This is a genomic window from Paraburkholderia sp. BR10954 (assembly GCF_040965775.1).
Classification (GTDB): Bacteria; Pseudomonadota; Gammaproteobacteria; order Burkholderiales; family Burkholderiaceae; genus Paraburkholderia; species Paraburkholderia youngii.
In genome coordinates, this window is the sequence record NZ_JBFRCK010000005.1 from 255356 (window position 1) to 277762 (window position 22407).

Below are 22407 nucleotides of genomic sequence, written 5' to 3' on the forward strand. Positions count from 1 at the left end.
ATCTACGCGTGTGACGTTAGCGCAGTTTTGGGGCACGGCTTGACCGTGCGTCTCAAAATTGGGCGCTTGCGTCAGAAATGCCGACTGGTATGGCCGTCTTTGCAGGCGCAAACAGCTCGGCGCACGAGGTTGCCCGGCTTGGCGAAGCGGCGGACGAGCTGGTGCGCTGCCCGCTGCTTCAGATCGCGGAACTCGCGAATGGATTCGGATGGGCGGCGCTCAAGCCGCGCGCGGCCGCCCCTTGCGCTTCGGCTCGACCGGCCGCACGACCGCCACTGGCGGCGCGACGCGCGGCGTTCGCTTGAAATACGGCGAACTGAGGGTGGCCGCGCTCATGTCCGACGCGGCTTCGAGCAGCGCCGGCGCGAGTTCTTTCAGCCGCGCGTCCGGCAGGCGGCTCGTCGGCCCCGCGAGGCTGACGGTGCCGACCACCAGCCCGGTCACCGGATGGCGGATCGCGGCCGCCATCGACGTCATGCCCGCCTCGTAGGTTTCGCTCGCGATGCCGTAGCCGCGCTTGCGCGCGCCGGCCAGGTCCTGCAGAAACTGCTGGATCGTCTTCGGCGCCTTCGGCCCGCGCGGGCCCGCCTTGCCGATGCCGCCCTGGCGCGACACGAGTTCGAGCGCTTCTTCGTCGCTCATGGTCGCGAGCCACGCCTGGCCGCTCGCGGTGCAATGCAGCGGCGGACTGCTGCCCATGTCCGGGTCGTAGCGCAGCCCGGAGCGCGCGCCCTGCGCCTTGCCGACGAACGTAATGTGATCGTCCTCGATCACGCCCAGGCGCGCGAGTTCGCCCGACGCGCTCGCGAGCCGATCCAGCACGGGCTGCGAAATATCGAGCACGCCGGCCGTGGACAGCCACATCAGCCCGAGCGACACCAGCTTCAGCGCAAGCACGTACTCGCCGTGCTCATCCTGACGCACGTAACCTTCGTCGCTCAGCTCCGCGAGCAGCCGATGCGTGCCGCTGCGCGGGATGTTCAGCGTGTCGGCGATCGCGGCCAGCTGCATGCTGCCGCCCTGCTTCGCCAGCAATTCGATGATGGCCAGCGCCCGCTCGAGATTCCCTGCCATGATCCACTCTCATTCGATTCGAATCCCACATGAGAACATGATTCCACATTGGAATTCAAGGGCACGGCGGGCGCCGGTTCCGGCGCGCCCAATGCCTGATGCCCGCGCTCACGCACAGCAGCGGCCCGCCATGCCGCGGCGCCTTGCTCGAAGGTTCCATGCCTGCTGTCTCCAGATCTTTTATCGTGATCGATTGGCCGAGCCGGTCACTCGCGCCTCTTTGGCGCGCGCTTTCGTGAAGGACCAGCCGGGGGTGAACTGCGGTTTGCGGTTACATCATGACGTGATCGATGACGGCGTCGCCGCATAAGTCCGTTCGAGCAGAGCGAGTGTCGCCTCGCGCAGCCTGCGTGCGCGTTCGAGCGCGGAGGCGGCTTTCGCCCATTGCTGCATCGGCACTTCGAGGCTGATCGGCAGATCGTCGGGCAGCGCGCGCAGAATGCCGGCGAGATCGAGGCCGCCCTCGCCCGGAATCATGCGCTCGCAACGTGCCTGATGCAGCAACGTGTCGAGATCGGCCGGCCGTTCGGCCGGCGCGTCGCAGAACTGCACGTAGCCGAAGTACTCGCGCGGCAACGCGCGCAACGTATCCGTCGGCGTCCCCGCGCGATCGAAGTGAATCGGATCGACGATCAGCCCGGTATTGGATCGCGCGGCCGCCTTCACGATGCGCGCACCTTGCGTGACGTCCTTCACGTCGGTCCACGGCATCGGTTCGAGCGACGGCGCGAGGCCGCGCGGTTCGGCCAGCTCGCACAGTCGTGCAAGCCGCTCGGCGGTGCGCGCTTCGTCGGGATCGTTGCCCGCGACCAGCACGTAGCGTGCGCCGAGTTCGGCGGCGGTGTCGAGCATCGGCAGAAACGCGTTTACGTCGGTGTCGGGCTTCAGGCGCAGAATTTCGACGTCGAGCACCTTGACGCCGGTGTCGCGTACACGCGCGAGCGTTTCGCGCTTCAATGCGCCCGGGCTAATGATGTCGTGGCGCACTTCGTGATCGGTGGCGGGCACGAGGCGCAGGCCGACGCAGTCGTAGCCGGCCTGCGCGGCGCACTCGACCATCTGCGGCGGGCTCAGTTCGAGCACGGTCAACGCGGACAGCGACAGCTCGCGCGAGTTGGGCGGGGTCATGTCGTTTCCTCGAGTTCAGCGCAGCGGCGAGAACGGCGCCGGCACGCAGATCGTCGACTCCATCGTCGTCAGATGGGCCGGGCCGCCCTTCGGCGGCCAGATGCCGTCTTTCACCGCTTCGGCGCGAATCCGCGAACGTTCGTCGACGCTCGCATACGGCCAGATGTTCAGGAAGCGCGGCACGGCGCCATCGAGCGCATACATCGCGCCGACGAGCGGCGAGCGCCGCGCTCGCTCGGGCACTGCCTTTTCCCATGCGTCGATCGTGTGCTGCAAGCTCGCGAGCTTGATGCCGTACACGCGCATCTCGTAGATGCCGCCATGCACAGCCGGCTCGATCGGCGGCAGAAAGGGGAACAGCGCATAGCTGTCGATCTTCACGTCGGTGATGAATTCGCCGCAGCCGAACGGATCGCCTTCGAGCAGCATACGCTTGCGCCCGGCGATCAGCGACGCTTCGGAATCGAAGCCGCGCAGCACCAGCACCTGCCCGAGCGTGCCGATATCGGAGTACCAGCAGCCGAGCAGCTTCGAGCCCGGTGCGTCGCCGTGGGCCTGGATGTTTTCGAACACCTGTGCGTTGGTGCCGATCTTGACTGTGAGCGTAACGAGGTCGTAGAGAGTCATCAGATGCGTCCTTGTGACGGGATGGAGGAATTCGGAGTGGGTTCGGTGCGCGCGGCACGGGCCGATCCATCGGCCTGCGCCGCGCCGGCGAGCGACAGCCCCGCCAGATACCCGAAAGTCATCGCGGGTCCGAGCGTGATGCCGCCGCTTGGATAGCAGCCGCCCATCATGCTCGCGCTGTCGTTGCCGACCGCGTACAGACCCGGCACCGGCCGGCCTGCGTCGTCGAGCACGCGCGCGGCGGCATCGGTCGCGAGACCGGCGAACGTGCCGAGGCTGCCGGGCAGCAGCTTCACCGCATAGAACGGACCGTGTTCGAGCGGCGCGTTGCAGGGGTTCGGCTTGTGGCGTACATCGCCCTGGACGCGGTTGTATGGCGTCGAGCCTTTGTGAAACTGCGGATCGAAGCCGTCTTTCGCGTAGACGTTGTAGGCGGCGACCGTCGTTTGAAGTCCTTGGGGATCGATGCCGCACTGGCTTGCGAGTTCGGCGAGGCTGTGCGCGCGCCGCAGATAACCGGAACGGCGATACGGTGCGGTCGGGAACGGCAACGGCTTCGAAAAGCCGAGCCCGTAACGGCGCTGGAAGCGGTGATCGCAGATCAGCCATGCGCAGACTTCCTCGCCCTTCGGCGACGCGCCGATCAGCGCATTAATGAAGTCGTGATACGACGACGCCTCGTTGACGAAGCGCCGACCTGCGCGCGTGACCGCGATCACGCCCGGCTTCGCGCGCTCGATCAGATGCGGAAACGCGACGGCCTCGCCGCTCTTGCGCGGCACCAGCGACACCGGTGCCCACGCCGCCGGCGTTTCCAGCGACGCGTCGAAATGCGCGCCGACCGCTTCGCCGAGACGAATGCCGTCGCCGGTATTGGTCAGTGGTGCGGCGGACCAGTGCTCGCGACCCGACGGCGTGTAAGCGAAGGTTTGCGCGCGCCGCGCGACGTCATGCGGATAACCACCGCATGCGAGCACGACGCCGCGCGCGGCGCGCACCTCGTGAGCGACACCGTCGATCTCGACGCGCGCCCCCGTGACGCGCCCGCCCCCGGCCCCGGCTTCGCGCAGCAAAGCAACCGCATTCGCGTTGGTACGCAAATCGACCGCGCGGTCATGCGCCGATTTCAGCAGACGCGCGACCAGCGCATTGCCGTTGACCAGATGCATCGAGCGGCCATAGCGCAACTTGTCTCTCGCGAACGCGGCGAGCCGGCGCAGCACATGCAAGGCAGAACGCGGCGAGCGCGTCGCATTGAAGAAATGCGCGAGGTCCTGGCCCGACGCGATCGCCATGCCCTTCAGCGTCACCACGTCGAGCGCGGGACGCAAGCGCTCGATCAGCGCACCAAGCTCGCGGCCATCGAACGGCATTGCGCAGACAGATCGGCCACCTGTCATTGCACCCGGCGTCGTATGAAAGTCGGGAATACGATTGCCGTCGATAAAACGCACCGCCGTCTCGCGCTCGAAAAACTCGATCATTTCCGGACCGCGATCGAGCAGCGCGTCGACCTTGTCGGGATCGTAGTGGGCGCCGAGCTCGTTGCGCAGATAGGTGCGCGATGCTTCGGATCCTTCGACGATGCCCGCGCGCGTCGCGAGCGGATTGCGCGGAATCCACATCCAGCCGCCCGACCATGCGCTCGTGCCGCCGAACACGTCGGCCTTCTCGGCCACCATCACGCGCAGACCTTGCGTGGCTGTCGTCACCGCGGCAGACAGTCCCGCCGCGCCGGAACCCAGCACCAGTACATCGCATTCGAGGATCGGTTCGCGCTTCATCGCCATTCGCTTCGTCGGTTGGGAAAACCCTTGATGCTGCATTTATTGAATACTATTCCGCTTCTTAACCCGGTTCGAACCAGGCATGCCCCCGGTTCGTCAGACGATCTTTTCGTTGGCGGTCTCAGTCGTGCCGCGCGCAACGAACGACGCCGCATCGCCCCGCGCGGCTTTGGCGCGCATCGCCGCATCGCGCGCCGCCAGATACGCGAACGCGAGCCCCGGTCCAAGCGTGATGCCAGGTGCCGGGTAGACTCCGCCCATCACCGATTGCAGGTCGTTGCCGCATGCGTACAGGCCGCCGATCGGCTGATCGTCGCGATTCAGCACGCGAGCCTTGTCGTCGCTGACGAGGCCGGTCGCGGCGCCGATATCGCCGGGATAAAGCCGCACCGCGTAAAACGGCGCGCGCGCGATCGGGCCGAGGCATGGATTCGGGCCGGGCCAGTTCGCGTCGCCGTTGGCGCGCTGATAGTCGGTCGTGCCGCGCTGGAATTCCGGGTCGACGCCGGTTTTCGCGTAGTCGTTGATCCGCGCGACGCTGTCGGCGAGACCGGCCGCGTCGATGCCGAGCTTGGCAGCGAGTTCGTCGAGCGTCGCGGCTTGCGTCAGATAGCCGTCCGCAAGAAACGGCGCGAGGCCCTTGCCGCCCGGCCGCACCATGCCGAGACCGTATTTGCACAGGCCGTCCGCGTCGGTGACGAGGTAGGCAGGCACCGATGGGGTCTTGCGATGTGCTTCCTGCATCGCGATGCCGAACAGGTGATACGACGTGTTTTCGTTCAGGAAGCGCCGCCCCTGCTGATTGACGACGATCATGCCGGGCTTGCCGCGATCCATGATGAAGTGCGGGAACGCCGCGGTCGTGCCGTCCGCGCGCTGGCGTATCGACACCGGCGCCCAGAACGCGTTGCTGAGCGCGCCCTCGCCGTAGCGCGCGCCCGCCGCGAGCGCGAGATCCTGCGCGCTGCCGGTATGGCCCGGCGCGCCCGGGCACCACGTGAGGTCCGCATCCGGCAGCATCGCGCGGCGCCGTTGCGGATGCCGGTTGAAACCGCCGCTCGCGAGAATCACGCCACCTGCGACCGAGATTTGCCGGCGCTGCCCGTTCTGACTCAGCGTGATGCCGTCGATCGCGCCGCTCGCGTTCGTGCGCAACGCTTCGAGCTTCGTGCTCACGAGCACTGTGACGTCGCGCGCGAGCAGCGAAGAGAGCAGCCGGCCGATCAGTGCATTGCCCATCACGAGACGCGTGCCGCGCGGCCAGCTGATGCGGTCGCGCGCATGCCGTACAAGCAGTTTCACCGCGTGGCGCAGCGACCGGACCGACTTCGTCATATTCAGCAAATGCCCGACGTCGTCGCGATCGACCATCATGCCGCCGAGCACCGTGAACTCGGGGATCGGCGGACGGATCAGCGCGAAGTGACGGCCGAGCTTGCGGCCGTCGAACGCGAGCGGTTCGAGCGCGCGGCCGCGCAGCGTCGAGCCTTCGAGCTCCGACAGATAGTCCGGATGGAACGGCCGCGCCCGATACTTGACGTCCGAATTCGCCTCGATATGCGCGACCGCCTGCGGCCCCGCCTGTAGGAACGCACGACGCAACGCTTCGCTGCTGCGCTCGCCGACCGCGCGGCGTAAAAAGCCCTCGGCGTTGGCGCTGCTGTCGTCGGGATTGATCGACGGGCCGTGTGGCGAGTTCGGTATCCAGGTGGTGCCGGCCGAGTACGCGGTCGTGCCGCCCACGTATTCGGTGCTTTCGACCAGCAGCACGCGCGCGCCGTCGATCGCCGCGAATAGCGCCGCCGACATGCCCGCCCCTCCCGCGCCGATCACCACCACGTCGAAGGCTTCGTTCTGCTGCAAATCGCTCAATGTCTCCGCCATCTGCTGCTCCTTGTGTGCTCGTCGTTGCATCAGCCGCAGCGGCGGTTCCGTATTCTTCGCAATATCTAGAATTTGCTTTGTTATTGGAATACTATTCCAGTATTGAGAAAAAGCAAAGTTTTCTGAACCCACTCGACAACAGCAACACATCGAACCCCGCATCGGGCACGATGCGAACGGGCACCCATCTCAGGAGATTCGACTATGCAGCAGGCTGGAAACTCTTCGTTCGCGGCGTCGCTCGACGCGGGTCTGAGCGGCGCGACGCGCGTGTATTTCATCGTCGGCGATCCGATTGCGCAGGTGCGTTCGCCGTCCGGTGTGACCGCCGCGTTGCGTTCGGCCGGCCGGGATGCGCTGGTGGTGCCCGCGCACGTCGCGCCCGCCGATCTGCCCGCGTTTTTCGCGGGCATCGCACCGATGCACAACGTCGACGGCGTGATCATCACGGTGCCGCACAAATTCAGCGCCGCCAGCTATTGCGCGACGCTCGCCGAAGAAGCCGCGTTCCTCGGCGCGGTCAACACGCTGCGCCGCAACGCCGACGGCGGCTGGCATGGCGGCATGTTCGACGGCACCGGCTTCGTCGCGGCGCTCGTCGCCGCGGGCTCCGAGTTGCAGGGCAAACGCGCGCTGCTGGTCGGCGCGGGCGGCGCGGGCTCGGCGATCGGCCATGCGTTGATTCAGAGCGGCGTCGGCTCGCTCGACGTGCGCGACAACGACGTCGAACGCACCGGGTCGCTGACCGCGCGGCTCAATGCGCTCGGCCGCGGCACGGCGCGTGGCGCGGCGGCCGAGCTGGAATTGACCACGTACGACGTGGTCGTCAACGCGTCGCCGCTCGGCATGCGCGCGGGCGATCCGTTACCGATCGACGTCGCGCGCTTGCCGGCCACGACTTTCGTCGGCGATGTCGTCACGAAACCGCCGCTCACGCCGCTGATCGAAGCGGCACGCGTGCGCGGCTGTCCGACCGTGACGGGAACGCAGATGTTCGAACGCGTATGCGATCGGATGGTGGAGTTCTTGCTGGAGACGTCGCTATCTGCGTAACGGCGCAAAAGAAGCAGGTGCACGCTGCTACACTGGCGCGAAATTACCCGCACGAAATGCGGCGCAATCCTGCGCCGCGTTCACATCGCCCTTTGGGCGCCGACCCATGCTTCGATTCGACAACCTCAGCAAGCGCTACAGCGACCGAGTCCTGTTCGCAGGACTGCACTTCGACACGACGTCCGGCTGCGTCGCGTTAAACGATGAATCCGGCAGCGGCAAATCGACGTTGCTCGCCATCCTCGCCGGCGCGCTCGAAGCCGATAGCGGCGACGTATGGCTCGGCGGCCGTTCGCTGGGTACCGCGCAGCATGCCGCGCAAGCGCTGATCACGTACGTGCCGGAAGACAGCATGAATTGGCCCGATCAGACCGGCCGCGATTATCTGCGGCAGATCGCGTCGGCGCGGCACACCGTGCTGACCGACGACGTGCTCGCGCTCGCCGAACGCTTCGGCCTCGCGCCGCATCTGGACAAACGCTTCGAGCAGATGTCGTATGGCAGCCGCAAAAAAGTGTTTCTGACGGCGGCCGCGCTCGGCGACACCCGAGTGCTGATCGCCGACGAACCTGCCGGCGGACTCGACGCGTCCGCGCGCACGGTGCTCGCGGAGCTGTTCAGAACGCTCGGCACGACGCGCACGGTGTTTTTCACGAGTTACGACGAAGGGTTCACGCAGGCCTGCGAGGCGACGCGAGTCTGTTTCGCGGACCTCGCGAGGCACTCCTGAGCTAGAACGGTCGCGCGCGCCATGCCGGGCCGCGCGCGAGCATCCTCAGATCGCCACGCAAATCTTGCCGAAGTGCGCGCCCGATGCCTCGTGCCGGAACGCGTCGGCGAGCTTGTTCAGCTCGAACGTGCTGTCGATCACCGGTTTGATGCCGGTCGTCTCAAGCGCGCGCACCATGTCGATCTGATCCTGTCGGCTGCCGACGATCAGCCCTTGCAGACGCTGTTGCCGCGCCATCAGATGCGCGGTCGGCACCGGGCCCGAGCGGCCGGTCAGCACGCCGATCAATGCGATATGCCCGCCGATGCGGCATGCGGTGATCGACTGCGGCAGCGTGCCTGGACCGCCCACTTCGATCACGTGATCGACGCCGCGCCCGTTGGTGATGTGACGCACTTCTTTGCCCCACTCGGGATTGTCGCGATAGTTGATCGTATGGTCGGCACCGAGTTCGCGCAGCTTCGCGAGCTTCGCATTCGACGACGACGTCGCGATCACCGACGCCCCCATCGCCTTCGCCATCTGCAAGCCGAAGATCGACACGCCGCCGGTGCCGAGCACCAGCACGCTGCTGCCCGCCTTCAACTGACCATCGACGACCAGCGCGCGCCACGCGGTCAGCCCCGCCGTCGTCAGCGTCGCCGCTTCGGCGTGACTATAGCCGGCCGGCGCGTGCGGGAAGTAGTGGCTCGGCAGCACGACGGCTTCGCGCGCGTAACCGTCGATGCCGTCGCCAGGGGTGGTCGAAAAATCGCCGACTGCGGGCGAGCCGTTTTCCCAGTGCGGGAAGAAACACGACACGACATGATCGCCGGCCTTGAATTCGCGCACGCCCGCGCCGACCGCTTCGACGACGCCCGCGCCATCGGCCATCGGAATGCGGCCCGCTTCGGCCGGCAGATTGCCGCTGACGACGCCGTAGTCGTGGTAGTTCAACGAGCTCGCGCGAACGCGCACGCGAATCTGCCCGGCCCCGGGCTGACCGGGATCGGGCAGATCGACGACCTGCAGGCTATCGACGGTGGCGGGGGAACCGATTCTGACGGCTTTCATGTTTTTCGTTCCTCGATGAGTGATGCGTGATAGGTGTCGGACGCGCATGCGCCATGCCCGCGAGCGCTGCGCTATTTGACGGTCTGGATGACCTCGAAGCCTTCGAATTCCGGGTGGCCGAGATACAGTACGCGGCTTTCGTTACCGGCACTGCGATGCGCGGCGCGAAACGCGTCGGACCTGGTCCATGCCTCGAACGACGCGTGGTCGCGCCAGATCGTATGGCTCGAATAGAGCACGTGATCGTCCTTGCGCGGTCCCCTCAGCAAATGGAATTCCACGAAGCCCGGCACCTCTTTCAGATGGGTGTCGCGCGTGGTCCACAGATGCTCGAAGGCGTCCTCGGAGCCCGGCGCCACTTTGAAGCGGTTCATCGCGATGTACATACGGTCAGCCTCGTCGAGTGAGTGATGCTGCCAATGATGCTGGATTGGTGATCCGGTAGCATTTCATTATAGGCGTGCATTGCTTTGCCTTCGCTTGACCTTACCGCGGTGGGAAGCCCCACGATGTCCGACGTGACCGTTAGAATCGCGCGGATCACGTCGCCACTCTCTTCAACAACGGAAATCGAACATGAAAAACCTTCGCGCGGTACGCGCTCTCTGTGTGTTCGGCGGTTTGGCATTCGCGGCGGCGGCTCTGCCCGCTCACGCGCAACATCAGGGCATGCCCGGCATGAATATGCAGGATTCGGCGCATGCGGACGCGGGCGCATCGACGCAAGCCTTCAAGGCCGCCGATGATCGCATGATGCATGACATGAGCGCCCCCGAATACACAGGCGACGCGGATCGGGATTTCGTCGCGCACATGATCCCGCATCACCAGGGCGCGATCGAGATGGCGCAGGCGGAGTTGAAATACGGCAAGGACCCCGAGATCAAGAAACTCGCACGCGACATCATCAAGGCGCAGCATGACGAGATCGCGTTCATGCGGCGCTGGCAGGAAAAGCACGGCGGCAAGTAACGCGCCGCGAGCGTCACCAGCGTGGGTGCTTGCGCAGCAGCGGCGACATCGCGATCAGACCGATGATCGGCCCCGGCAGCAGCAGCCACGCGACGCGCACGTCGAGCGCGTGAAACACGCTCGTCGACCACAGGATCGAGCATGCGGACAGGAAAAAGCCGAAGCTGTTCTGCAGCGTCAGCGCGCCGCCGATCTTGTCGGGGGGACAGGCCTTCACGGACAGCGCAGAAAACTGCGGCGAATCGGCGATCACGCTGATGCCCCACACGAGTAGCAGCGCAAGCTGCGCGGCGGTGCCGAGCCCGGTGGTCAGCGGATAAATCGCGCACAGCGCGCCCGATATCGATAGTGCAAGCGCGGCGGTGCGCGCGCTGCCGACCGCCTGGCTAAGTCTGCCCCCGAACAGGCAGCCGAGCGCGCCGATCGCGATGATCAGGAACGACCACAACGCGACGGTGCCCGGCGTCGCCGGCGCGCCGCTCGCGAACGCGCGCTGCACGAGCAGAGGTGTCAGCGTCCAGAACGCGTACAACTCCCACATGTGACCGAAATAGCCGAGCGCGGCCGAGCGAAACTCGCTGATGCGCACGACCTGTCCGACGCCCGCCGACAGACCGAAGCGCCGGTCGCCCGCGCGCCGCGCGTGCGGTCCCTCGCCGAGCACGAACACCAGCAGCGCGCCGATCACCGCGAGCCCCGACGAGGTGAGCACCACGGTTTGCCACGGCACGCCCGAGAGCAACGCGCGAATCGCATGCACCGACGCCGTGCCGAGCGTCAGCATCGCGACGAGCAACGCAAGCGTCTGCGCGGCGCGGCGCGGGTCCCACGTCACGAGCAGTTTCATGCCGAGCGGATAGATGCCCGCGAGCGCGACGCCCACGCCGAAGCGAAACACGAGCGCCGACGCGAGCCCGCTGCTGCACAGCGCGAATAGCGCATTCAGGGTCGCGCCGAGCACGCCGCAGACGGCGAACACCTTGCTCGCCGACAAGCGATCCGCGAGTCCGGTGGTCGCCGACAGCAAGGTCCCGACGATAAAGCCGGCCTGCACCGCATTCGTCAGCCAGCCGATCCCGGACGCGCTCAATTGCCACGCGATCTGCAGATCGCGCATCGCGCCGTTCGCGCTGAACCACAAGGAGGTGCCGAGCAATTGGGCAATCGCGATCACGAGCACCGCGCGTTTGGCACGCGCGTTATCGCGCGCCGCGCCGGCGGAATTCGTTGCGTCGGCGTCCAGCCTGTTCTGCATCGTGCCTCCTCTGCGTCGGGTCTGAGCCGGCCGCTGGGAGTCGTTATGGGAGCGGCCGTCTCGAGCGGCCATTGTAGATGACGCGTCGGTTCACAGTGGCGGATGCGACGGCTGCGGCACCCGCACCCAACCCTCCATCAACACGCGCGCGCTGCGGCTCATCATCGCCTTCGTGACGACCCACTCGCCGTCCTTCAGGCTCGCCTGCGCGCCGACGCGCAACGTGCCCGATGGATGCCCGAAGCGCACCGACTCGCGCTCGCCGCCGCCCGCCGCCTGATTGACGAGCGTGCCGGCGATCGCCGCCGCAGTGCCGATCGCGACCGCCGCCGTGCCCATCATCGCGTGATGCAGCTTGCCCATCGACATCGCGCGCACCAGCAGATCGACGTCGCCCGCGCGCACCGGCTTGCCGCTTGACGCCACGTAGTCGACCGGCTTAGCGACGAACGCGATCTTCGGCGTGTGCTGGCGCGTCGCGATCTCGTCGAGATTCTTGATGAGCCCCATGCGCAGCGCGCCGTGCGCGCGGATCGTCTCGAACATCGCGAGCGCCTTCGCATCGCTATTGATCGCGTCCTGCAACTCGGTGCCCTTGTAGCCGATCGCTTCGGCGTCGACGAAAATCGTCGGGATGCCCGCGTTGATCATCGTCGCCTTCAACGTGCCGACACCGGGCACTTCGAGGTCGTCGACGAGGTTGCCGGTCGGGAACATCGAGCCGCCCGCGCCTTCTTCGTCGGCGGCCGGGTCCATGAATTCGAGCGGCACTTCGGCGGCCGGGAAGGTCACGCCGTCGAGCTCGAAGTCACCGGTTTCCTGCACCGCGCCATCGGTCATCGGCACATGCGCGATGATCGTCTTGCCGATATTGGCCTGCCAGATCCGCACGATCGCGACGCCGTCACGCGGCACGCGGCTCGCATCGACGAGGCCCGCGCTGATCGCGAACGGTCCCACCGCGGCCGACAGGTTGCCGCAATTGCCGCTCCAGTCGACGAACGCCTTGTCGATCGACACCTGACCGAACAGATAGTCGACGTCGTGATCGGGCCGGCTGCTGCGCGAGATGATCACGGTCTTGCTGGTGCTCGACGTCGCGCCGCCCATGCCGTCGATCTGCTTGCCGTACGGATCGGGACTGCCGATCACGCGCATCAGCAGCGCGTCGCGCGCGGCGCCCGGCCGTTGCGCGGCCTCGGGCAGATCCTGCAGACGAAAAAACACGCCCTTGCTGGTGCCGCCGCGCATGTAGGTGGCCGGAATCCTGATCTGGGGTGAGTGCATGAAAGTGTCCTGATGTGACCTGTTCTTTGATGAGGAAGGGCGATGCGGCGTATCGAGCCGCATCGCCCTCTTCTGCTGTGACGTTCAGTGCAAAACTCGCTTCAAACCATCAAGCCGCCGCCCTGGCCGACTCGAGAAAGTCCTGCGCGAAACGCTGCAGCACGCCGCCGGCCTCGTAGATCGACACTTCTTCGGCCGTATCGAGCCGGCACGTCACCGGCACTTCGACGCGCTCGCCGTTGCGGCGATGAATCACCAGCGTCAAATCGGCGCGTGGCTTGCGCTCGCCGATCACGTCGAAGGTCTCGGTGCCGTCGATGCCGAGCGTCAGGCGATTCACGCCCGGCTTGAATTCGAGCGGCAACACGCCCATGCCGACGAGGTTCGTGCGGTGAATCCGCTCGAAGCCTTCCGCGACGATCGCTTCGGTGCCCGCCAGCCGCACGCCCTTCGCGGCCCAGTCGCGCGACGAACCCTGGCCGTAGTCGGCGCCCGCGATCACAATCAGCGGCTGCTTGCGCTCCATATACGTTTCGATCGCTTCCCACATGCGCGTGACCCTGCCCTCGGGCTCGATGCGCGCGAGCGAGCCGGCCTTCACCTGGCCGTTCTCGATCACCATCTCGTTCTTCAGCGTCGGGTTCGCGAAGGTCGCGCGCTGAGCGGTCAAGTGATCGCCGCGGTGCGTCGCGTACGAGTTGAAGTCCTCTTCGGGCAGGCCCATCTTCGTCAGGTACTCGCCGGCCGCACTGTCGGGCAGAATCGCGTTCGACGGCGACAGGTGGTCCGTCGTGATGTTGTCGCCGAGCACGGCCAACGCGCGCATGCCCTTGAGCGTGCGCTCGACGGCGAGCGCGCCTTCCCAGTACGGCGGACGTCGAATATAGGTGCTTTGCGCGCGCCAGTCGTACAGCGGGTCGGCTTTCGCGCCGGTGTCGGCGGACAGCGCGAACATCGGTTCATACACCTTGCGGAACTGCTCCGGCTTCACGCTCGCCGCGACGATCGCATCGATCTCCGCATCCGACGGCCACAAATCTTTCAGCGTGACCGCATGACCGTCGGCATCGACGCCGAGCACGTCCTTTTCGATGTCGAAGCGGATCGTGCCCGCGATCGCATAAGCGACCACCAGCGGCGGCGACGCGAGAAACGCCTGCTTCGCATACGGGTGAATGCGGCCGTCGAAATTGCGGTTGCCCGACAGCACGGCGGTCGCATACAGGTCGCGCTCGATCACTTCCTTCTGGATCACCGGGTCCAACGCGCCGGACATGCCGTTGCACGACGTGCACGCATACGCGACCACGCCGAAGCCGAGCCGTTCGAGTTCCGGCAGCAGCCCTGCCTCTTCCAGATACAGCGTGACCGCCTTCGAGCCAGGCGCGAGCGAGCTCTTGACCCACGGCTTACGCACGAGTCCGCGCCGGTTCGCATTGCGTGCGACGAGGCCCGCGGCGATCATGTTGCGCGGATTGTTCGTGTTGGTGCAGCTGGTGATCGCGGCGATGATGACCGCGCCGTCCGGCATCAGACCGGGCTCGTTCTCGACCTTGCCGCTGACGCCGCGCGCGGCCAGCTCCGACACCGGCAAGCGGCGATGCGGATTCGACGGCCCCGCGAGCGTGCGCACCACGGTCGACAGATCGAACTTCAGCACGCGCTCGTACTCGGCATGCTTCAGCGTATCGGCCCACAAGCCGGTGTGTTTCGCGTACGTTTCGACGAGTTTGACGAGTTCGTCGTCGCGGCCGGTCAGCTTCAGATAGCGAATGGTCTGCTCGTCGATGTAGAACATCGCGGCGGTCGCGCCGAACTCGGGCGCCATGTTCGCGATCGTCGCGCGATCGCCCAGCGTCAGGTTCGCCGCGCCTTCGCCATAGAACTCCAGGTACGCGCCGACCACCTTCTGCTTGCGCAGGAATTCGGTCAACGAGAGCACCACGTCGGTCGCGGTGATGCCCTCGCCCGGCTTGCCGCTCAGCTCCACGCCGACGATATCGGGCAGCCGCATGTACGACGCACGGCCGAGCATCACGCTCTCCGCTTCGAGGCCGCCGACGCCGATCGCGATCACGCCGAGCGCATCGACCATCGGCGTATGCGAGTCGGTGCCGACCAGCGTGTCGGGAAACGCGACGCCGTCCTTCACCTGCACGACCGGGCTCATCCGTTCGAGGTTGATCTGATGCAGGATGCCGTTGCCGGGCGGAATCACATCGACGTTGCGGAACGCGCGCTTGGTCCAGTTGATGAAGTCGAAGCGGTCTTCGTTGCGGCGGTCTTCGATCGCGCGATTCTTCGCGAACGCGTCCGGATCGAAACCGCCGCACTCGACGGCGAGCGAGTGATCGACGACCAACTGCGTCGGCACCACCGGATTCACGAGCGACGGATCACCGCCTTGCGCGGCGATCGCATCGCGCAGGCCCGCCAGGTCGACGAGCGCGGTCTGGCCCAGAATGTCGTGGCACACGACGCGCGCCGGGAACCACGGAAAATCGAGCTCGCGTTTGCGCTCGATGATCTGTTTCAGCGAAGCGGTCAGCGTCACCGGATCGCAGCGGCGCACCAGGTTTTCGGCGAGCACACGCGACGTGTAGGGCAGCTTGTCGTAGGCGCCGGGTTCGATCGCGTCGACCGCGGCACGCGTATCGAAGAAGTCGAGTTCGGTGCCCGGAAGGCGTTTGCGGTTGGCAGTATTCATGACGTAGGGACAGGACGGACGGGCAGTGCAGGTAGTTTAGCTCGCTGCTGACGGGTTGCTGATTTGCGATTGTTCGATGCTTCCAGCGGAGCGGCCGCGCGATGCGTGCTGCTCCCAGGCTCACGTCAAACGCGCTTCGCCAGCGGCACGAACGGCAGGTCGTCCGGACCGGTGTAATTCGCGCTCGGCCGGATGATCTTGTTGTCGACGCGCTGCTCGATGATGTGCGCGCTCCAGCCGGCCGTACGCGAGATCACGAACAGCGGCGTGAACATCGCGGTCGGCACGCCCATCATGTGATAAGACACCGCGCTGAACCAGTCGAGGTTCGGGAACATCTTCTTCGCTTCCCACATCACCGATTCGAGGCGCTCGGCGATCGAGAACAGCTTCATGTTGCCCGCTTCCTTCGACAGCTTCTTCGCGACTTCCTTGATGACCTTGTTGCGCGGGTCCGAGATCGTGTACACCGGATGGCCGAAGCCGATCACGACTTCCTTGTTCTCGACGCGGCGGCGGATGTCGGCTTCGGCTTCGTCGGGTGTCTGGTAGCGCGACTGGATGTCGAACGCGGCTTCGTTGGCGCCGCCGTGCTTCGGGCCGCGCAGCGCGCCGATCGCGCCGGTGATCGCCGAATACATGTCCGAGCCCGTGCCCGCGATCACGCGGCCCGTGAACGTCGACGCATTGAACTCGTGCTCCGCGTACAGGTTCAGCGACACGTGCATCGCATCGACCCACGCCTTCGACGGCTCGACGCCATGCAGCAGATGCAGGAAATGGCCGCCGATCGAATCGTCGTCGGTTTCGACCTCGATGCGCTTGCCGTTGTGCGAGTAGTGATACCAGTACAGCAGCATCGAGCCGAGCGAGGCCATCAGCTTGTCGGCGATGTCGCGCGCGCCGGGCAGGTTGTGATCGTCCTTTTCGGGCAGCACCGTGCCGAGCACCGACACGCCGGTGCGCATCACGTCCATCGGATGCGCGGCGGCCGGAATCCATTCGAGCGCGGCCTTCACGTTGGCGGGCAGGCCGCGCATCGACTTCAGCTTCGTCTTGTAGGCGGTCAGTTCGGCCTGCGTGGGCAGCTTGCCGTGGACCAGCAGGTAAGCGATCTCCTCGAATTCGCACGCGCCTGCGATGTCGAGAATGTCGTAGCCGCGATAGTGCAGATCGTTGCCGGTCTTGCCGACCGTGCACAGCGCGGTGTTGCCCGCGGTCACGCCCGACAGCGCGACGGATTTTTTCGGCTTGAAAGCGCCCGTGTTCGGCGTGCTGTTGTCTGCTTCGCTCATTTGGATTGTCTCCGGGAAAGGATTGGGATTTGGCGCATTGCGTTTACTGGGCTGCCTAAAACGCAAGGAACGGGCCAGGCCGCATGCCGTCTGCTAAGTGCCTGATTTGACGCAAGTGTGGCGAACCAACCACGCGGGCTCGCCACACACTCGATTTCATTAATGAAACTGCGAATTTCAAATTGGGAACGAATGCTCGCATAATGGAGCCTCCGAACCAACCCGCCGTCGCGAGCCGCCCACCTTGAGCACCTCTCTTTACGAACCGCCGCAGCGTCCGCGCGTCTGGGCGCTGAGCATCAGCCGCCTGCGCGATCTGTTCTTCGACATCGCCGGCGAATACGTGGATCGCGCGGATGTTCGCATCGTGTCGCACGCGTTCGAAGACGCGGTTCGGGAAATCGAAGGCGCGGGCGCCGCGCGGCCCGATGTCGTGCTAGCGGGCGGCTCGAATGGCGCGTATCTGAAGACGCGCGTGTCGGTGCCGGTCGTGCGCATCAGCCCGACCGGCTACGACGTGATGCATGCGCTCGCGCGCGCGCGTCGCGAAGGGGCGCGCGTCGCGCTCGTCACGCACGGCGACACCCCCGACGAAGTGCGCCGTTTCACCGCCGCGTACGCGCTCGACGTCACGTTCGCGTCGTATCAGTCCGCGCAGGACGCCGAGAGCGTCGTGCTCGATCTCAGCGATCGCGGCATCGACGTCGTGGTCGGCCCGGGCATGGTCACCGATCTCGCCGCCAACGCGGGCATGGACGCGGTGTTTCTGTATTCGCGCGCGTCGGTGCGGGCCGGCTTCGACACCGCGCTCGAAGTCGCGCAGGCGACGCGCCGCGAAACCGTGCGACGTCAGCGGCTCGACACGTTGCTGCAGCATCTGCGCGACGGCGTGGTCGCGCTCGATGCGCAAGGCCGCGTCGAACTGATGAACCAGCGGCTCGCGAGCGTGCTCGGCATCGATCCCGCGAAGGCCGTCGGCCGCGCGCTGCTCGAACTCGCGCCCGACCTCGCGGGCAGTCTGCCCGACGCGGAGGGCGACAGCTTCTGCACGGTACGCGGCGCGAGCTATGTCGTGCATCGCGGGCCGCTCGCGAGCAGCGGCGCGGCGCCGGGCACCGTGCTGACGTTTCAGGAATCGCGCGCGGTCGAGCGGCTCGATCGCACGTTGCGCGCGCGGCAACGTGTGCAGCAGTTCACCGCGCGCTACCGGCTCGACGATATCGTCGGCGCGTCGGAATCGATCGAACGGGTGCGCGCGCTGGTCGCGCGTTATGCGAGGTCGGACGCGACCGTGCTAATTCTCGGCGAGAGCGGCACCGGCAAGGAGATGGTCGCGCAGAGCATGCATCAGTTGAGCGCGCGGCGCGACTTCGCGTTCGTCGCGATCAATTGCGGCGCGTTTCCGGAGGCGCTGCTCGAAAGCGAGCTGTTCGGCTACGAGGAAGGCGCGTTCACCGGCGCGCGCAGGGGCGGCAAGGCGGGTCTGATCGAGGTCGCGCATCGCGGCACGCTGTTTCTCGACGAGATCGGCGAGATGCCGTTGCCGTTGCAGAGCCGCCTGTTGCGCGTGTTGCAGGAGCGCGAGGTCGTGCGGCTCGGATCGACGGAGCCGATGCGCGTCGATATCCGCGTGGTCGCGGCGACGCATCGCGCGCTGACCGACGCCGTCGCGGCCGGCAGTTTCCGCGCTGATCTGTACTACCGGCTCAACATTCTCAGCATCGCGCTACCGCCGCTGCGCGAGCGGCCGAACGACTTGCTGCCGCTCGCCGCCGAACTGTTGCGCCAGGCGGCCGCGCGCGAGCCGAGGCTGGCCGCGCGCGTGCCCGACGCGCAGACCGCCGCGCGCATGCTCGAGGGGTTGGGCGCGGCGCTGCGGCGCTATGCGTGGCCGGGTAATGTGCGCGAGTTGCAGAACGTGATCGAGCGGATCGTGGTTGAACTCGCCGATAGCGACGCGGGCACGGATGCCAGCGCGGCGCTCGTCACGCGCGACATGCTGCGCGTGATCGCGCCGGAAGTCGTCGAGCCCATCGCGCGCGCGAAGCCGGCCGCGCTGACGCTGCGCGAGCGCAGCCGTCATGTCGAGGCCGATGAAATCCGCGCGGTGCTCGCGGCTCACGAAGGCGATCGCGATGCGGCTTGCGCCGCGTTGGGCATCAGCAAGACGACGTTGTGGCGCAAGTTGAATGGGGGGCGGTAGGTGTTTGCGGCGAAGTTTGGAACGGCGGACGTCATGCTGGGCCGAGACCCCTTTGGGTCGCGAATTGAAAACGTCGCACCGAGGCCGTTGGCAGCCCGAAAAGATGGTATTGCTTTTTGGTGCGCAGTCAATACAAGGACCCGGGATCGACCTTGCCGCCTTCGATCACAAAGTGCTTCGCATCGGGATTCGAGGAGAATAGGCGCCAGTCCTCATCGTCAGGTATTGCATCCGCAAGAATTACTAGACGCATACCTCCCGCCTGCCAAATGACGGCATTACCGCCCTCGCCCGCCTCGATATCCAAAACAGCCGTTGGGCCTTGAGTCACAAGGAGATCGCGAATTCGTTGTGTTGTTATTCTCGTACTCTCTTCAGATGCTGCAAAGTCCGAGTAAGACGCAACGATCGCGCTTCCTTGCTCGATGCGCCAGTCACACTGGATATGTAGCGCCCAATCGCCCAGATGCTTGATGGTGCCTCTATTGGTCTTTACTTCCCGAAGCGGTCCGAACTGTAGCGTGAGCATGTCAGCCGCATGCGCCACTCCGCTAACGTCAAGCCCGATCAAAGTGGAAAGGTGACGAGCTACCTGCTCTTTCGTATCGATCATTCCGATGTGTCTCGAAACAAGTCTAGGGCGCGCTCCATCATGCCGTGTTACTCAAGATCGTCCTTCTGGATATCGCAACGAAGGCGGCGAGTCTGATCCTTGTTCAGTCCAAGTGAGGGCAAGTGAAGTCATCGTGCCTCACAGCCAATGAAGAAGGCCCAATTGTGCAACAAGACACCATCCCAAAAAATCCGCCTCAAAGGAGGCGGCAATGGCCATAGCACTAGCTAGAACAGCCAGTCATCGAAGCAACTGGCCGATCAACATACGGACCGGCGCCGCATTGTGCATCGGATCGTTCTGATTTGCGTTTGCGTTGGTAGCACTAGTCTGCAGATGGCTTCTGCTTATCCCAATTGATTGGCTCTGCGGTCGTGATTTGGAGTCGCTCACGAAGTTCTACATGCACCCCTGCCTGCATGAGTATTGCCATCGCACCGAGCTTACGGGCGTCTTCATCCCCGATTGGCTTCGTCCCATACTCCTCTGCCCCGGGCGGAATGGTCATACCGCCGCTTCTGGCTATTTCACGGTCAATGACGGTCTGCACTTCTCTCCTGAATACCGTACACATTTTCAATTGCTGTGTTTGTTCGTCGTAGAAAATGATAGTTGCGCGTGGGGGCTTCGGCATCTCAGTATGCTCGACAGCTTTGATAATTGAAAAAAGCGCGCTGGGTGCATAGGGCGTATGTGCGCGGATCCTGATATATCGCCCGCGCGACATTGCATTGCTCGATGTCCCGATCATAGAGTGCATAACATTCAGCCTCGTGGGCCTCACTGACGCCGCGCGCCGCAATGGTCTGCACATCGTCGCTTAACGCGTCCGGTGTGTACTCAAACGGCTTTGCGTTGCCAAGATTCTGCGGCACGCGCGGGCGGTTCCCGTAGATCGACCTTAGCATGTCCACGTCGCTCGATTGCTGCTCGCGCACGGGGCCCGCCCGCGAAGCCATCTCCCGCTGCTCCCGTATCGCCTGTACGCAGTTGCGCATCTCGTCCCGCTCAGGGACAAAGATCAGACTACCGCCCTTCACCTCGTTGTACAGGGCTTTGGCAACCTCATCGTCTCTCATCCTGTACATATGAAAGCGGTTGTGACTCCGGCCGAGCATATCGCGCAACTCGTACGACTGTTGCGACAGCAGCATGGATGGGCTATATCGCAGCCACGCTGCGCGCGCTTCCTCCATGCCCTGCACGATGTCATCGTGCGACTCGCGGGGTACGCTCGCCGGCAATGCAAAATGGAACCACCGGTCAACGTCAAACAACCAGTTAGATTCGATGTGAAGGTTGAACGATCTGTAAAGACTGATCGAGAAGAAATGTCCGTGCCGCCTTTCACGGACCTCATGGAAAGAACCGACGGAAAGTGAAGTCATCGTGCCTCACAGCCAATGAAGGAGGCCCGATTGTGCAACAAGACACCATCCCAAAAAACCCCTCGTTCAGCCTCGCGTGAGATGCGTGCCGCGCCTTCCTCGTCGCGGATTTTCCAGTCATCGGATCAATATGCACATCCATCCCCGCCTCCGCCGTAACGACAAACCGCACGAACGAACGCGCCACGAATAAAATATCCGTCACCGAATCCCTAACCCATTCCCCAAGGAGGAGACCAGCATGTCGAACAAATACCGGATTGCCGTCATCCCCGGCGACGGCATCGGCGTCGAGGTGATGCCCGAAGCGCTGCGCGTACTCGAGGTCGCGACGCACCGCTTCGGTATCGAACTCGAGTATCAGCACATCGAGTGGGCGAGCTGCGACTACTACGCGAAGCACGGCAAGATGATGCCGGACGATTGGAAAGCGCAACTTCAATCGGCCGATGCGATCCTCTTCGGCGCGGTCGGTTGGCCCGACACCGTGCCCGATCACATCTCGCTGTGGGGGTCGCTGCTGAAGTTTCGCCGAGAGTTCGACCAATACGTGAATCTGCGTCCGGCGCGCCTATTTGCAGGCGTGCCGTCGCCGCTCGCGGGACGCAAGGCCGGCGACATCGACTTCTGGATCGTGCGCGAGAACACCGAGGGCGAGTATTCGTCGGTGGGCGGCGTGATGTTCGAAGGCACCGAGCGCGAGTTCGTGCTGCAGGAGTCGGTGTTCACACGGCACGGCAGCGAGCGCGTGCTGAAGTTCGCGTTCGATCTCGCGCAGCGCCGCGCGCGCAAGAAAATCACCGTCGCGACGAAGAGCAACGGCATCGCGATCAGCATGCCCTGGTGGGACAAATGCGCGGCCGGCATCGCCGCGCAGTATCCGGACGTCACGTGGGACAAGCAGCACATCGACATCCTGTGCGCGCGCTTCGTGCTGAACCCGGACCGTTTCGACGTGGTCGTCGCGACCAATCTGTTCGGCGACATCCTGTCCGATCTCGGCCCCGCGTGCACGGGTACGATCGGCCTCGCGCCATCGGGCAACCTGAATCCGGACCGCAAGTTTCCGTCGCTGTTCGAGCCGGTGCACGGGTCGGCACCCGACATCGCCGGCAAGCACATCGCAAATCCGATCGCGATGATCTGGTCGGCCGCGATGATGCTCGACTTCCTCGGTCATTCCAGCGGCAAGGAACGCGAGGCGCACGACGCGATCCTGAAAGCGATCGAGGCGACGCTGATCGAGGGTCCGCACACCGGCGATCTCGGCGGCAACGCAAGCACGAGCGAAGTCGGCAAGGCGATTGCTGCGAAACTCGCGTGATATGAAGCAAAGACGGCGCAGCGCGCG

Annotated in this window: 19 protein-coding genes; 5 read left to right on the forward strand and 14 right to left on the reverse strand. The window is 65.1% G+C overall.

Going from position 1 to position 22407, the window contains the following annotated elements; genetic code table 11:
- Positions 1-219: 219 nt before the first annotated feature.
- The 5 genes from AB4Y34_RS10490 to AB4Y34_RS10510 form a co-directional block, all read right to left on the reverse strand.
- Complete coding sequence (locus AB4Y34_RS10490; RefSeq protein WP_176379594.1) at positions 220-1074, reverse strand: IclR family transcriptional regulator; 855 nt, start codon at positions 1072-1074, stop codon at positions 220-222.
- Positions 1075-1350: 276 nt separating this feature from the next.
- Positions 1351-2202 carry a sugar phosphate isomerase/epimerase gene (locus AB4Y34_RS10495; protein ID WP_176379595.1) on the reverse strand — a complete coding sequence of 284 codons (852 nt, stop codon included), beginning with the start codon at positions 2200-2202 and terminating at the stop codon, positions 1351-1353.
- Between the two features lie 15 nt (positions 2203-2217).
- Positions 2218-2829: an NIPSNAP family protein gene (locus AB4Y34_RS10500; RefSeq protein ID WP_368715974.1), complete on the reverse strand. Its 612-nt coding sequence runs from the start codon at positions 2827-2829 to the stop codon at positions 2218-2220.
- Positions 2829-4613, reverse strand: a complete 1785-nt coding sequence (locus AB4Y34_RS10505) for an FAD-dependent oxidoreductase (RefSeq protein ID WP_368715975.1) — start codon at positions 4611-4613, stop codon at positions 2829-2831. Before AB4Y34_RS10505 ends, AB4Y34_RS10500 begins: the two co-directional genes overlap by 1 nt.
- Before the next feature lie 99 nt (positions 4614-4712).
- Positions 4713-6500: an FAD-dependent oxidoreductase gene (locus AB4Y34_RS10510; RefSeq protein ID WP_368715976.1), complete on the reverse strand. Its 1788-nt coding sequence runs from the start codon at positions 6498-6500 to the stop codon at positions 4713-4715.
- A gap of 204 nt (positions 6501-6704) precedes the next feature.
- Between AB4Y34_RS10510 and AB4Y34_RS10515 the strand changes: the two genes are divergently transcribed.
- Both AB4Y34_RS10515 and AB4Y34_RS10520 read left to right on the forward strand, forming a co-directional pair.
- The gene (locus AB4Y34_RS10515) at positions 6705-7553 is read left to right on the forward strand and encodes a shikimate dehydrogenase (protein WP_368715977.1); all 849 of its coding nucleotides are present in this window, start codon (positions 6705-6707) and stop codon (positions 7551-7553) included.
- A gap of 106 nt (positions 7554-7659) precedes the next feature.
- A complete protein-coding gene (locus AB4Y34_RS10520; protein WP_368715978.1) occupies positions 7660-8283 on the forward strand; it encodes an ATP-binding cassette domain-containing protein in 624 nt (207 codons plus the stop codon).
- A gap of 45 nt (positions 8284-8328) precedes the next feature.
- Here AB4Y34_RS10520 and AB4Y34_RS10525 read toward each other — a convergent pair whose 3' ends face one another.
- On the reverse strand, positions 8329-9336 hold the full coding sequence (locus AB4Y34_RS10525) for an NAD(P)-dependent alcohol dehydrogenase (protein ID WP_368715979.1): 1008 nt from the start codon (positions 9334-9336) through the stop codon (positions 8329-8331).
- A gap of 71 nt (positions 9337-9407) precedes the next feature.
- Positions 9408-9722 (reverse strand): antibiotic biosynthesis monooxygenase, encoded by a 315-nt coding sequence (locus AB4Y34_RS10530; protein WP_176379602.1) that lies wholly within the window; start codon positions 9720-9722, stop codon positions 9408-9410.
- Between the two features lie 190 nt (positions 9723-9912).
- Here AB4Y34_RS10530 and AB4Y34_RS10535 point away from each other — a divergent pair, with 190 nt between their 5' ends.
- On the forward strand, positions 9913-10308 hold the full coding sequence (locus AB4Y34_RS10535) for a DUF305 domain-containing protein (RefSeq protein WP_176368353.1): 396 nt from the start codon (positions 9913-9915) through the stop codon (positions 10306-10308).
- 13 nt (positions 10309-10321) lie between these two features.
- Here AB4Y34_RS10535 and AB4Y34_RS10540 read toward each other — a convergent pair whose 3' ends face one another.
- The 4 genes from AB4Y34_RS10540 to prpC all read right to left on the reverse strand — a co-directional run bounded on the left by AB4Y34_RS10540 (position 10322) and on the right by prpC (position 16852).
- Entirely contained in the window at positions 10322-11563 is a 1242-nt protein-coding gene (locus AB4Y34_RS10540) for an MFS transporter (RefSeq protein ID WP_368715980.1), read from the reverse strand.
- Positions 11564-11653: 90 nt separating this feature from the next.
- Complete coding sequence (prpF, locus tag AB4Y34_RS10545) at positions 11654-12850, reverse strand: 2-methylaconitate cis-trans isomerase PrpF (protein ID WP_368715981.1); 1197 nt, start codon at positions 12848-12850, stop codon at positions 11654-11656.
- 109 nt (positions 12851-12959) lie between these two features.
- A complete protein-coding gene (gene acnD, locus AB4Y34_RS10550) occupies positions 12960-15557 on the reverse strand; it encodes a Fe/S-dependent 2-methylisocitrate dehydratase AcnD (protein WP_368715982.1) in 2598 nt (865 codons plus the stop codon).
- A gap of 125 nt (positions 15558-15682) precedes the next feature.
- On the reverse strand, positions 15683-16852 hold the full coding sequence (prpC, locus tag AB4Y34_RS10555) for a 2-methylcitrate synthase (protein ID WP_368715983.1): 1170 nt from the start codon (positions 16850-16852) through the stop codon (positions 15683-15685).
- A 244-nt stretch (positions 16853-17096) separates the two neighbouring features.
- On the opposite strand from prpC, the gene prpR reads away from it, so the two are divergent.
- Positions 17097-19055 carry a propionate catabolism operon regulatory protein PrpR gene (gene prpR / locus AB4Y34_RS10560; protein WP_176379607.1) on the forward strand — a complete coding sequence of 653 codons (1959 nt, stop codon included), beginning with the start codon at positions 17097-17099 and terminating at the stop codon, positions 19053-19055.
- A 127-nt stretch (positions 19056-19182) separates the two neighbouring features.
- On the opposite strand, the gene AB4Y34_RS10565 is transcribed toward prpR, so the two are convergent.
- The 3 genes from AB4Y34_RS10565 to AB4Y34_RS10575 all read right to left on the reverse strand — a co-directional run bounded on the left by AB4Y34_RS10565 (position 19183) and on the right by AB4Y34_RS10575 (position 21056).
- Positions 19183-19668, reverse strand: coding sequence for a hypothetical protein (locus AB4Y34_RS10565; RefSeq protein WP_176379608.1), 486 nt, complete (start codon positions 19666-19668; stop codon positions 19183-19185).
- A 325-nt stretch (positions 19669-19993) separates the two neighbouring features.
- Positions 19994-20302: a hypothetical protein gene (locus tag AB4Y34_RS10570; protein ID WP_176379609.1), complete on the reverse strand. Its 309-nt coding sequence runs from the start codon at positions 20300-20302 to the stop codon at positions 19994-19996.
- A 1-nt stretch (position 20303) separates the two neighbouring features.
- Positions 20304-21056: a hypothetical protein gene (locus AB4Y34_RS10575; RefSeq protein ID WP_368715984.1), complete on the reverse strand. Its 753-nt coding sequence runs from the start codon at positions 21054-21056 to the stop codon at positions 20304-20306.
- A gap of 241 nt (positions 21057-21297) precedes the next feature.
- On the opposite strand from AB4Y34_RS10575, the gene AB4Y34_RS10580 reads away from it, so the two are divergent.
- Positions 21298-22380, forward strand: a complete 1083-nt coding sequence (locus AB4Y34_RS10580) for a tartrate dehydrogenase (protein WP_368715985.1) — start codon at positions 21298-21300, stop codon at positions 22378-22380.
- Positions 22381-22407 lie beyond the last annotated feature (27 nt).

Coding starts and splice junctions, on each gene's coding strand:
- AB4Y34_RS10490 (WP_176379594.1), bottom strand. CDS start 1,074: ATGGCAGGGAATCTCGAGCGGGCGCTGGCCATCATCGAATTGCTGGCG.
- AB4Y34_RS10495 (WP_176379595.1), bottom strand. CDS start 2,202: ATGACCCCGCCCAACTCGCGCGAGCTGTCGCTGTCCGCGTTGACCGTG.
- AB4Y34_RS10500 (WP_368715974.1), bottom strand. CDS start 2,829: ATGACTCTCTACGACCTCGTTACGCTCACAGTCAAGATCGGCACCAAC.
- AB4Y34_RS10505 (WP_368715975.1), bottom strand. CDS start 4,613: ATGAAGCGCGAACCGATCCTCGAATGCGATGTACTGGTGCTGGGTTCC.
- AB4Y34_RS10510 (WP_368715976.1), bottom strand. CDS start 6,500: ATGGCGGAGACATTGAGCGATTTGCAGCAGAACGAAGCCTTCGACGTG.
- AB4Y34_RS10515 (WP_368715977.1), top strand. CDS start 6,705: ATGCAGCAGGCTGGAAACTCTTCGTTCGCGGCGTCGCTCGACGCGGGT.
- AB4Y34_RS10520 (WP_368715978.1), top strand. CDS start 7,660: ATGCTTCGATTCGACAACCTCAGCAAGCGCTACAGCGACCGAGTCCTG.
- AB4Y34_RS10525 (WP_368715979.1), bottom strand. CDS start 9,336: ATGAAAGCCGTCAGAATCGGTTCCCCCGCCACCGTCGATAGCCTGCAG.
- AB4Y34_RS10530 (WP_176379602.1), bottom strand. CDS start 9,722: ATGTACATCGCGATGAACCGCTTCAAAGTGGCGCCGGGCTCCGAGGAC.
- AB4Y34_RS10535 (WP_176368353.1), top strand. CDS start 9,913: ATGAAAAACCTTCGCGCGGTACGCGCTCTCTGTGTGTTCGGCGGTTTG.
- AB4Y34_RS10540 (WP_368715980.1), bottom strand. CDS start 11,563: ATGCAGAACAGGCTGGACGCCGACGCAACGAATTCCGCCGGCGCGGCG.
- prpF (WP_368715981.1), bottom strand. CDS start 12,850: ATGCACTCACCCCAGATCAGGATTCCGGCCACCTACATGCGCGGCGGC.
- acnD (WP_368715982.1), bottom strand. CDS start 15,557: ATGAATACTGCCAACCGCAAACGCCTTCCGGGCACCGAACTCGACTTC.
- prpC (WP_368715983.1), bottom strand. CDS start 16,852: ATGAGCGAAGCAGACAACAGCACGCCGAACACGGGCGCTTTCAAGCCG.
- AB4Y34_RS10565 (WP_176379608.1), bottom strand. CDS start 19,668: ATGATCGATACGAAAGAGCAGGTAGCTCGTCACCTTTCCACTTTGATC.
- AB4Y34_RS10570 (WP_176379609.1), bottom strand. CDS start 20,302: ATGCCGAAGCCCCCACGCGCAACTATCATTTTCTACGACGAACAAACA.
- AB4Y34_RS10575 (WP_368715984.1), bottom strand. CDS start 21,056: ATGACTTCACTTTCCGTCGGTTCTTTCCATGAGGTCCGTGAAAGGCGG.
- AB4Y34_RS10580 (WP_368715985.1), top strand. CDS start 21,298: ATGTCGAACAAATACCGGATTGCCGTCATCCCCGGCGACGGCATCGGC.